Source organism: Virgibacillus kimchii (assembly GCF_055379185.1).
Genome location: NZ_AP043951.1, coordinates 310,884 through 323,110, shown reverse-complemented (window position 1 = coordinate 323,110; position 12,227 = coordinate 310,884). Strand labels below are relative to the sequence as shown.

Genomic DNA, 12,227 nt, shown 5'->3' with positions numbered 1-12,227 from the left:
TTCTAGTTTAAAAATGGAAATGGATTATTTTCCGGCTTTTTACGAGGCTCGTTTATACTTTTATTTATCAACCCCTGGTGGTATATATCGGCTGTTATATGGAAATCAACGGTCGCATTTGGAAATATTTCTTCATGGTAAACGTGTTTAATCTCCCGCCATTCCTCCGGATATTTTCTATAGGTTTCCTTGCCAATATTCGTAATATCTGTTTGCAATTCCTGAAGTTTTTCCAATGTGTCACGTAATTTTCTCTCCACCTCTTCTTCCACCAGGTTTTCAGCTTCTTGTATAAAATCCTCTGTAATTTCCTTAGGATTTTCCATTATATTATCTCCTAATTCCCCAACGAGCTTCAATGTCAGGTCCACATGCAAATCTTCTCCTCTAAGCGTTGGATAAACTAGAAGATTACTGTCCTTTACTTCCATTGAAATGATTTCTCTTTCTTCTATCATGGAAATGGGGACCACTCCACCTTCTGCCTTATTCAGTAAAACAGTCAGTGCTTCCGTCTCATCAGTGGTTAAATCCCCAACCATTCTTCCATCATTAATAACAGCTGTTCCATCAATGGAAGTGATCGGACCTGAAACATTATCATTCATGCTGATTATTGGAATATAAGCTGTATTAAGCTCTTCTTCATTCAAGTTAATGAAATCGTATAATCGGACAGGAATAAACTCAGCAGTATACCTGGATTGTTCCAAGCCGGAAACAATCTCATCGGAAGAAAGATTTTCATAAAGCGTAGGTGTGCTGAAAACCTCCTCTATATCGTCCCTTGTAATAAATATATAGCTATTCAATCGATTCATTTGATCGCGCCGAATTATATCGAAAATGGGTGCAAATTTTTCTTTTGCCAAATCTTCGCCGACAAGCCACAGCCTGTTATGCCCAAAGTATAATCTTCTCTTTGCATAGCGGATTAATTCCCTGGCTCCATCCAATGGTGTTTCCGTATCTATTTGCAGCACAAGGTTCTCATTGGATTGAAATGTACCCTCTTCTTGTTTGGTAGGTTTAACAATTTCAACATACGCATCCAATAATTTGGTATCACCATTTAAATCAATCCCGGTTCCATGTACGAGTGCCCTTTCATCTATTTCCGAACTGTTCCAGCAGCCGGATAAAAATATGAAAATGAAAAGTAGTGAAAAAATGGTACATACTCTCATTAATTATCCTCCGTATCCGGTATAGATTCCATGCTTTTCGGCTTCTGATTCGGTATACTCTCCGGACGTCTTCTTAAGAGTCTTGCAGGTAGACGGATGAAAGTATCCTTCCAGTCTCTAAAGTAAAATGGAGAAAAAGGAGCCATGTAAGAAACACCAAAAGAAGTCAGGGAAACCATATGGGTTAGTATTCCTAACGAAACCATTATAATTCCAAAAGTACCAAATAAACTGGCTGCTATAATCAATATGACTCGTAACAGAGAAACCACATCAGCAATAGGCGTAATAATAAAAGAAGCTATATAGGATAAAGAAACGACTACAATGGTTGGTGCACCTATCAAACCAGCACTAACAGCCACTTCTCCAAGAATTAAAGCCCCGACAATACTTAACGCGGAGCCAACCGATTCAGGAAGTCTTACCCCCGCCTCCCGTACAATTTCATATAAAAGTATGGCAATTAACAATTCCATGACCAACGGAAACGGCACCAATTCCCGGGCTTGAATAATGGGAACGATCAAATCGGAGGGGATTAGGTTTTTTTCAAAGTTTAAAGCAGTTAAGTACAATCCAGGTGCATAGATACAAATAAAAAAAGCGATAAATCGTGTTAGTCTTAGTAAAGAACTGTAATATGGCCTTGATACATAGTCTTCATGGGTAGTGAAGCTTTCCAAAAACAAATTAGGACCAAAGAGGACGATCGGACTGCCATTTGTTAGTATAATAACCCTTCCTTCTGTCAAGAGTGCAGCTGTCCTATCCGGTCTTTCCGTATTTCCAACGGTAGGGAAAATGGAGTAAGGGTGATCTTCAATTAATTGCTCTATCTCCCCTTCATTGTGAATTGCGTCCAGTTCAATTTCCTCCAACTTATCTCTTGTTTTCTTCACTATGCCAGGGTCCGCTATTCCTTTTATATAACCCAGTTTGACGTCTGTTTTGGTTATTTTTCCGATTTCAAAACTTTCAAATCGAAGGTTCTGGTCCACCACTCTTCGCCTGATGAGCGTCACATTTACCGAGTTGTTTTCAATAAAACCTTCATGCGCCGCACGTACAGCTTTCTCATTGGCCGGCTCTTCAATTGCCCTGTTTTCAAATCCCTCAGCCTGAATTAATAAACCTTTATTATGACCATTGACCAGAATAAGGATCTTCGCTTGTAATACCTGGTCAAGTGCCTCATGCAAATCATTTGTCACCTCGATTTTTTTCACCTGCATCTCGTTCTGTAGCTGATCCAGGTTGGTATTAGGTTTTTCATTCAAGACGGTTTGCTGCAAAGGTTTTAGTATATTATCCCGTTTTACATCTTCATCAACCAGTCCGTCAACAGCCACCAGCAACGCGTCTATTTTCTGGTGTTCTTTCACTGTTAAATTAAATTTTGTATACATAATATCATCGCTGTTACCGAGCTTTGTTTTTACAGTCTGCTCATTATTCTTCACACTGGCAGAAATAGGGTGGATATTCTTTTTGGAGGCTTGTTGAACCTTTCTATTAGGTATCATCTTTTTTAGCATTTGGCTGATTTTTCTTGATGGATTCAATTTGCGTTCCTCCAGTTGGCATCTTTTAGTTTTAGTATTGCTGCTATGTTTGAGTTTATACGAATAAACAAAGTGTACAGCGTGTTAAATTAATAATTCTGACGGAACCTTTTTAAAATCATCATAATTTAAAAAAATAATTAATACGATACTAATAGTTTGTTAAATTGAAATGAGGTGAGATTTTATCAGTTATCATAAACAGTATGAAGCGTATGTAAGGACAAATTTCTAAGCGCTTACAGATGCCTTACTGCCTCCTTTAAATCACTCGGGGTACGTGACTTCTAATGGTTTAGATCAATTACAGGTACATGAATACGTAATGGAAGGATTGAATCAATACATTACCATTCAACAGCAACTAAACCAATACCCTGTTCCCCTGGCTTATCCCACCGCGGTGATGTTGGATATTGCAGCAAATCAGCTTGTTAACTCCCATCAGGTGAAACCACTTGCACAATCACTGTTCACGGGTGGAGGTATGTTCTCGCAGCTTTCCCGTGAAAACCGGCTTCGTACATTGTCCGCACTGGAAAGCCTGGAAATCGATCTATACTTATTACCTCCCCCTTTTCAGAACAATGGCGGAATGGTCAAACATGTAACAGATGCCATAAATCGATTTTCCGTATTCGGTTTTTATTCAGAGTGGCCCGGTTATGGTTTGACAAGACTTTATCCACCAAATGATCGTCAGCTTGAATTCTTTCCACCTGGATGGCAACAGGCGGGATACCCGGGTGTCGCTTTGGGATATCGTGATTTTCGCGGATTTTTATTTACAATGGCGGAGGTGAAGATATGAAAACAAATCCGGATGTAATTGTAATTGGAGCAGGTGGCGGAGGGGCAGTTATAGCAAAAGAATTGGGAGACATGGGCCTGCGTGTATTGGTCCTGGAAGCTGGGCCATGGTACGGAAATAAAAATTGGCCTGAACCAAATGAATATGGAGGTAAGGCAAAAGAAAGCTCGGATCCTAATGATTTGGATGGCAGTCTTTACAGGAGGCATCTCACAAGACTTGAAAACGATATGAATGATTTTGTAACCGGAAAACTCCGCTGGGGACCTGCAGATCGCAGGAAAAGCCCGTGGTTTAGAAATGTTCCGGACCGAGCGGTGATATGGCAGAGTTCAGGCATCGGAGGAACTACCATACATTATTATTCCAACTCACCCCGTGCATTTCCAGAAGCAATAGATAACAAATGGCCAATAAGTTACAATGAGCTCATTCCTTATTATGAGAAAGTAGAAGCAACATTACCGGTTGAATTCGCACCAACAACAACGAAGGAAGCACTGTTTTATTACGGGGCGGAAAAGGCAGGTTTTAAGCAGAATAGAACATTGGATGTAACAACTGTCGGATACCGGCCACAGCCGAATGCCATCCTGCCACCGAATGAGAATTTAATGAATCCTGATTACTCCATGGAAGAAATAAGTCATATGGAAGGATGCACCCTAAGCGGCCACTGTGGTCAAGGTTGCCCGTATGGACCTTCGTATGAAAAGATGGCAAAACGTTCCACTAATGTCAGCTATGTACCATTGGCAATGAAGACAGGGAAAGTGTCATTTAGACCGAACACATTTGTTACAAAAGTTTTGACGGAATATGATACTTATGGAAGTTTGCAAGCTACAGGGGTTCAGATCAGGGATACATGGACAGGTGAAACGGAAGAACTACGCGCCAGGGTAGTTGTCATGGCAGCCGGTTGTATCGAAACTCCCCGCCTGTGGTTAAACTCTGCACTTCCTGATAACCCATGGGTTGGACGTGGTTTAACCAATCATTATTTAAATTCGGTGACGGGAACCTTTGATGAAGAAACTCTAATGAATATTGTTGGTAGTCCATCAACTAACCCATTTGCCGGACATACTTCAGCAGCCAGGCTTGACTATCCTGGTCTCGGTATGATTGAAACTTTAGGGGAAAGTCCCGGGCTATCGGCACAATCCTTATTCGGATTCAGCCAATACGGATATAACAGCCTTCAACCATCCGATTCACATTTATGGGAGCAGCGCGGCAGGCTTGCAGGCGATGAACTGGAAGAAGCCATGAAAAATTACGGTCGAACACTTACACTTCTCATTGTTACAGATGATGAGGTAAGTTATCAGAACAGGGTTGAGTTGGATCCCCATATTAAAGATGAGCATGGTAAGGTAGCTCGGGTGCACTATAAACCAACGGAATTATCGAGAAAAAGAAGAGACCAATTAACAAAAATTGCAACATCCATTTTACGGCAGGCAGGGGCAAAAGAAGTGCACAATAGTGACAACCCGCCAAACTATTATATCCATTTGCAGAGCACAATGCGGATGGGATTTGTCGTTGATACGAATTGTGAAGCATATCAGGTGAAACGCCTTTTTATTGCCGACAGCAGCGTTGATTATAATGCGCTGGGCGGACCTAATCCTACGAATACTACACAGGCACTTGCCACGAGGACAGCGGAATTGTTGGCGGAGAAATATTTCTAAAGAATAATGGTGTTAGATTCACTAAAACATACAAAAATAGCATGTGAGACCACATGGGTTTCACATGCTATTATTTTTAATTTTATCATTGTCTATCGTTTGCAATGGTTAATTTTTATATTGCTTTTATTCACAATAGAAAACAAGACACTGTCTTGCTTTAACATGATCTCCCCACCCCAACTCCTAAATAGCACTCTTTGAGACTGGTGAAAAGGCCGGTTTTCTTTGGGCTCCTTCTCGGGATCTCATTATGACTTCTGTAGATGATGAGAGCTGACATTTTTTCTATAGTGGCAGCTTATTTCTTGTTTGCCCACCCGATGACGTACCATTCACGCTCTCTATGGTACTTCATTTTCTGTTTCGCATCAGATGACGTACCATACACGCTCTCTATGGTATGTCATTTTCTGTTTCGCACCAGATGACGTACCATTCACGCTCTCTATGGTACTTCATTTTCTGTTTCGCATCAGATGACGTACCATACACACTCTCTATGGTACTTCATTTTCTGATCCCCACCAGATGACATACCATTCACGCTATCTATGGTACTTCATTTTCTGTTTCCCACCCGATGACGTACCATTCACGCTCTCTATGGTATGTCATTTTCTGATCCCCACCAGATGACATACCATTCACGCTCTCTATGGTACTTCATTTTCTGATCCCCACCCGATGACGTACCATACACACTCTCTATGGTATGTCATTTTCTGATCCCCACCAGATGACGTACCATTCACGCTCTCTATGGTATGTCATTTTCTGATCCCCACCAGATGACGTACCATTCACGCTCTCTATGGTACTTCATTTTCTGATCCCCACCAGATGACGTACCATTCACGCTCTCTATGGTATGTCATTTTCTGATCCCCACCAGATGACATACCATTTACGCTCTCCTTTAACTAAAGTATTTCATCGCTATCTTCTCAGCAGTACGTGTCGCCAGCGCCTGGGTGGTCAAAGTCGGATTCGGTCCGCCAATACCATTATAATGCAGACTATTATCCGCAATGTATAGTCGCTTCACCTGGTAAGCTTCACAATCAGAATCCGTAACATATCCCATCCGCATGGTAGATTCAATATGGGCGAATAAGCTGGATGGCCAATCTGTACGGATGATTTTTTTTGCTCCGGCTTTACGTAAAATATCAGCAGAGATTTTCGCCAATTCATTTCTCTTATACGCATCCTGCTTGCTGGGTTTATATTGAACAGCAGGGACCGGCCCATGCTCATCTTTGATATGAGGGTCTAATGTGACACCGTTCCATTTATGTGGCTGATCATCTGCAAAAATTAAAATACTTAATGTGTTCCGGTAATTTTGCATCCACTCCTGCAATTCATTTCCTGTCACCCTTCCCTGTATATCCCAATTAACATCCGGAGGAAGTATGTTGCGGGATGCCTCTCCACTCTGACTGAACCCAAAGGTTAAAGACGAAAACAACCCTGGGCTTACTCCTGAAGGCTGTATGACTCCCAAGCCAGGATAGTCCAATCGGGCGGCGGAAATTTGACCGACAAATGGATTGACGTTCGGCTGACCAAGTATTCTCATTAGATCTTTTTCATCAAATACCCCGGTTATCCAATCCCAATAATGGTTGGTGAGACCGCGTCCGACCCAGTCATTGTAGGGAAGTTCCGAATTAAGCCACAGGCGCGGGCTTTCGATACAGCCTGCTGCCATAACAATGACATTGGCAAATAATTCCCCGGTTTCTCCTGTCCACGTATCACTGAACTGTACGCCAAACGCTTCTTCTCCATCTGTGGTATGTTTTTCCGTTAAAATTTTTGTTGTGTATGTATTGGGGCGGATTTCTACATTTCCTGTTTTCAGAGCCATTGGAACATAGCTGACAAGGGTGGAACGTTTCGCCACCTTATCCACAGATGGACCATATGGACAGCCATTGCCACAGTGACCCGCTAATACACAACCTTCCATATGGCTTACTTCTTCCATAGAATAATTCGGATCCATTAAGCTTTCATTTGGATGTAATATGGCATTTGGCTGGGGACGATAACCGGGAGTTACAGGGTTTGCCGTATCAATTAATGACCAGCCGGCTTTTTCCACGCCGTAATAAAATAACTCCTCTTTGGGGGTGGAAGGGGCAGGCCGAACAGGCAATGTCGCCTCAGCTTTTTCATAGTAAGGAAGCAGTTCTCTATAGGAAATCGGCCAAACACCATCCACCGCTTGTATATATGCCCGTGGTGAGTTTGCCCAGTAATGCTGTGTTGTCCCTCCTACACCAGTGTTTTGCCATACCAATCCATTCTCCTGGAGACTCCGGTGCCAGCCAGGTCTGCGCCGATCTGCGGGCCCCCAGCGAAATCGCCCGGAAACGACATCATTCATATTATGCTCTTCTCTTGTAAAATGCTTCCTCAACAGATTAATATCCAAGTCGTCCGGGCTTGAACTGCTGATTGGACCGCGACACTGATGCGGCTCTTCCCACTGCTTGTTGCCATACCATGGACCAGCCTCAAGAACAAGCACCTTCATGCCCAATTCTCCCAGTTCCTTGGCAGCAACTCCGCCTCCAGCACCAGCACCAATAATGATTACATCTGCATCTGTACTTATTTTATTTCACCTCTTCTGAAAATTCATCTACAAGAAAACCACGAAATGCACGATAGCCGAGTGAAACGCCGGGGTAGCCCACCAATTCCCATGTGTAAGGAAACCTTTCAAGTACCCGTTCTTCCGGAGCTGCAAATTTGGTGGAACCGTACGCATGCCATTCCGAATAATATCCGAACTTCACCATTTGAAAAACATAGGTAATAACGTATTTGATCAGTTCGGCATTATTTTGAAATGGTTGAGGCAGTATTCCTAAATCGATTTGCAGGTTCTCCAATAAACGTACAGCTTCTATTCTGCCGCTATGGGAAAGGTTTGCAAATGCCCCTCTTCCAGATGGCGTTGAGATACCTTTCATTGCCAGGAGTTGTGCAGCAGCTATATCAAGCATTACAGCTGTGGGCGTTGATAAATCAACGGTTTCCACACTAAAATTTTCCTGGAATGCAATTTGATGATCCAATATCATCATAAGATATTCATCCATTTGTAAATCCACTGCTCCCATAGCTCCTCCGACTGAAGGAATCATTGTTTCGACAATCGCAGTATAGGTGGCCTTTGTTTGAGGAGAAGGTTGCTGAATTGTTGCTGACCACCCCAATTTAAAAGGGGCTTGATAAAGGTAATTTCGATTTTCTGTTACATGATCATCCTCAGTCTGCTGGCGATGATACATATCAAGTGTTTCTTGATACAATTCATTTGCTTGTCGATGGAAGGCTAACATAGTCTCATGATTTATTGGGTAGGGCTGTTGAATGAATGCTTCCAGATCCTGAATGAGGTTATGAAAACGCTGATCCCAGTGTTCAAGTTGCCCGGCTCCATTTCCCGATGAATCCAATCTCTTTGTAAATTGCTGTTGGGTGTACCTTGCCCAATCAATCAGATGCTGCAAGTAATTCAGATGATTCATTTGGTCTTCCCTCCTTGTTGAATTTATCCACTCCATTTTAATTACACAGTGAAAAGATCAGTTTTATCCCTTATAGACTATATGTAGAAAAAACAGCTCCTATGTTTGTTAACAAGCACTCTGCTCCCTTTCTGTCATATAGTTTTTTGAAATTAAAATGCTCCACATCCTTCATTCGCAATGAAAGAGTGAAGCATTTACTTATTTTCCAAACCGTTGGTCCCTAAACTTCCCTGTTCCAAAACCGTTGCTGTGCAATAGCCGAGACAAATTCTTTATTGAAATTGGGATTATTTGCAGCAAAGACGATACCTGCCGGAACGTTCATCTCCAGTGCCTGCCAATAATTCTCCGCCCCAGCTGCGATTCCAATCGGTTTATAGTGTTGGTATGCCTCCCTGATATATGCCAAAACATCCTGGTTGAAATTTCTCTGATCCTCCGCCTTCCCTCCAACAACATAAAGTGTGTCATACAAGACAGCGTCCGTAGTGATAAATGTCTCGTCAATTTCAATTTGACTGCCATCATCACCTTTAACTTTACCGAGTTTTTCACCTATAAAATCAAAGAAGACACCATGCTGCTTAAAGGTTTCAATGACATTTCTTACCTCACTGCCATGAAAACCATGGCCTATAAGGATACCTGATTTTAATGAAAAAGGAACCCGAGTTGTGTGTTCCTGACTCAACGCTGGTGACTTTTCAGAAACAGGGACATGCGTGCCGGCTGGCGGGTTTGCCCCTATATTGCCTGCTATTTCTGTCGCCATCTCCTTATCCACATGAACAAACATATCAACGACCTGCTGTCGAACGGAACGACTATCCACGCTTCCAACCTCATAGCTGAAGGCGTCAATAATATGTTGTTTCTCAATTGAAGACATACTATTCCAAAATAATCTCGCCTGCGAAAAGAAATCCTTAAAAGACGGGCTCCGTTCCTGAATAATTTTTCCGTCCACTTTTTCCTGATAATGCTCAAATCCACCTTCTTCCGGACTAGAGGTAGCCGGGGTATTATTTGCCAGTGAATTTTCATGATAGCTGACCTGATCTATATCAATCCGGTGCCTGCTGAAGCCGTCCCGCTGGTTATTATGGAATGGACAAACAGGACGATTAATCGGTAAATCATGGAAATTCGGCCCGCCAAGGCGGATTAATTGCGTATCAAGATAGGAAAATAACCTGCCTTGCAGGAGTGGGTCATTGGTGAAATCGATCCCCGGAACCACGCTTCCCGGATGAAAGGCTGCCTGTTCCGTTTCGGCAAAAACATTATCGACATTTCGATTTAACGTCATTTTGCCAATGACTTGAACAGGGACAATTTCCTCCGGCCAAATTTTCGTCGCATCCAGAATATCAAAATCAAACATAAATTCATCTGCCTCGTCAATGATTTGTACGCCCAACTCAAAAACCGGATAAGCTCCCGCCTCAATTGAATCCCATAAATCTCTTCGATTATAGTCTGGATCTTTTCCTCCAATCTTTTGCGCTTCATCCCACACTAAAGAATGAACGCCAAGTACTGGTTTCCAGTGGAACTTTACAAAATAGGCTTTCCCTTCTTCGTTGACGAACCGGAATGTATTCACTCCAAAGCCTTCCATCATGCGCCAGCTTCTTGGTATACCCCGATCTGACATAAGCCACATAACCATGTGGGCCGATTCCTGGTTATTTGCCACCCAATCCCAAAAAGTATCATGTGCGCCAGAGGCTTGCGGCATTTCATGATGCGGTTCGGGTTTAATGGCGTGGACCAAATCCACAAACTTTACTGCATCCTGCATGAAAAAAACCGGCATATTATTTCCAACTAAATCAAAGTTTCCTTCCTCTGTGTAAAATTTAGCTGCAAAACCACGAACATCTCTGGGCGTATCCAGCGATCCTCTATTTCCAACAACGGTGGAAAAACGAACAAATACAGGTGTTTTTGAACCTGGTTCCTGCAAGAATCCGGCTTTTGTATATTTTTTCATCGAATGATACAGTTCAAATTCCCCATGGGCAGCATAACCCCTTGCATGCACAACTCTTTCCGGGATGCGTTCATGATCAAAATGCATCATTTTTTCCCAGAAATGAAAGTCATTCATAATCGTCGGTCCGCGAATTCCGGCTTTCACGGAATCTTTATCATTGGATATTTTCAGCCCCTGATTGGTTGTCATTTTCTTTCCGGTATTTTTCACCCGATAGACTTCCAGCTGCTTATGTTTACTGTCGCCATTAATCTTTTTCCTGTTTTCTGATTTATCCATGTAATCACCACTTCTCATCATTTTTAACCCAATATATACATATGCGATGTGCCTATTTTTGGGATACATTTGGTTACTGGACTAAGATTGTTTCTGAAAATGGCTTCTTTAGAGTAATGTTGAATTTTTAGATGGATTTTAATGATAAAATGTCCATATAAGCCAAATTTTTTATAACAATTCTGATGACGAAAAGACTTTCTTTAGATTATTAATGAATACAATTAGATAATCAGATATACGAAAACAAAAAGACAGGGCTCTCCTTATCGGATAAACACCCTGCTCTGTTATTTTTTCTATTTTATTATTACCGGTTACTCCCCTACATCCTTTAACCAAGCACTGCGCGGTCATCTTCAAATTGTTCGCCCCGTGCCCGTTTAAATTGATGCAATAATTTTTCTATCGTTAACTCCTGCTTTTCTTTGCCTGAAACTTCAAGGATAATTTCCCCTTTATCCATCATAATCAGCCTGTTCCCAAGATCCAATGCCTGCTGCATATTATGGGTTACCATTAACGTGGTTAAGTCATACTTTTTCACAATATCATGGGTGAGATTTGTAATTAATTCTGCCCGTGACGGATCAAGGGCTGCCGTATGTTCATCCAACAGCAATATGTCAGGCTCGGTAAAGGTGGCCATCAATAAGGATAATGCCTGGCGTTCCCCGCCGGAAAGCAAGCCAACCTTTGCATTCAATCGATCTTCCAGACCTAAATTTAACGCGGATAAATGCTCTTTGAATAATTTTCTTCGTTTTGCTGTAACACCGGGCAGCAACCTTCTTTTCTTATTGCGGGAATAAGCCATCGCAAAATTTTCTTCAATCGTCATGGAAGGGGCTGTTCCTGCCATCGGGTCCTGAAAAACACGCCCGATAAAAGCAGAGCGTTTAAATTCCGGTAAATGAACCACTTGTTTGCCATTAATGAAAACATCCCCTACATCCGGCTTTAAATAACCGGAAACGACATTCATTAATGTGGATTTCCCAGCCCCATTACTGCCGATCACAGTAACAAAATCCCCTTTTTCCAATTCCAGATCAATGGATTGCAATGCCTTCTTTTCATCGGGAGTATCTTCGTTAAACGTGATGGAAATATCTTTTAATTGCAGCAT

The 12,227-nt window shown here is 42.1% G+C and carries 8 protein-coding genes; 2 read left to right on the top strand and 6 right to left on the bottom strand.

The annotated features are described in order from the left end of the window. Positions 1-2: 2 nt before the first annotated feature. A complete protein-coding gene (locus tag ACZ42C_RS01760) occupies positions 3-1,187 on the bottom strand; it encodes a Ger(x)C family spore germination protein (RefSeq protein WP_461183206.1) in 1,185 nt (394 codons plus the stop codon). Beyond that, the gene (locus ACZ42C_RS01755) at positions 1,187-2,752 is read right to left on the bottom strand and encodes a spore germination protein (protein WP_461183207.1); all 1,566 of its coding nucleotides are present in this window, start codon (positions 2,750-2,752) and stop codon (positions 1,187-1,189) included. The genes ACZ42C_RS01760 and ACZ42C_RS01755 overlap by 1 nt, the downstream gene beginning before the upstream one ends. 280 nt (positions 2,753-3,032) lie before the next feature. Between ACZ42C_RS01755 and ACZ42C_RS01750 the strand changes: the two genes are divergently transcribed. Both ACZ42C_RS01750 and ACZ42C_RS01745 read left to right on the top strand, forming a co-directional pair. Further along, complete coding sequence (locus ACZ42C_RS01750; RefSeq protein ID WP_461183208.1) at positions 3,033-3,563, top strand: hypothetical protein; 531 nt, start codon at positions 3,033-3,035, stop codon at positions 3,561-3,563. Further along, positions 3,560-5,266, top strand: coding sequence for a GMC family oxidoreductase N-terminal domain-containing protein (locus ACZ42C_RS01745; RefSeq protein WP_461183209.1), 1,707 nt, complete (start codon positions 3,560-3,562; stop codon positions 5,264-5,266). The genes ACZ42C_RS01750 and ACZ42C_RS01745 overlap by 4 nt, the downstream gene beginning before the upstream one ends. 919 nt (positions 5,267-6,185) lie before the next feature. Here the strand turns inward: ACZ42C_RS01745 and ACZ42C_RS01740 are convergent. From ACZ42C_RS01740 to ACZ42C_RS01725, 4 genes are all read right to left on the bottom strand, one after another. Further along, positions 6,186-7,895, bottom strand: a complete 1,710-nt coding sequence (locus ACZ42C_RS01740; RefSeq protein ID WP_461183227.1) for a GMC family oxidoreductase N-terminal domain-containing protein — start codon at positions 7,893-7,895, stop codon at positions 6,186-6,188. Position 7,896: 1 nt separating this feature from the next. Beyond that, on the bottom strand, positions 7,897-8,817 hold the full coding sequence (locus ACZ42C_RS01735; protein ID WP_461183210.1) for a hypothetical protein: 921 nt from the start codon (positions 8,815-8,817) through the stop codon (positions 7,897-7,899). A gap of 223 nt (positions 8,818-9,040) precedes the next feature. After that, positions 9,041-11,098 carry a catalase gene (locus ACZ42C_RS01730; protein ID WP_461183211.1) on the bottom strand — a complete coding sequence of 686 codons (2,058 nt, stop codon included), beginning with the start codon at positions 11,096-11,098 and terminating at the stop codon, positions 9,041-9,043. A gap of 334 nt (positions 11,099-11,432) precedes the next feature. After that, positions 11,433-12,227: an ABC transporter ATP-binding protein gene (locus ACZ42C_RS01725; RefSeq protein WP_461183212.1), complete on the bottom strand. Its 795-nt coding sequence runs from the start codon at positions 12,225-12,227 to the stop codon at positions 11,433-11,435.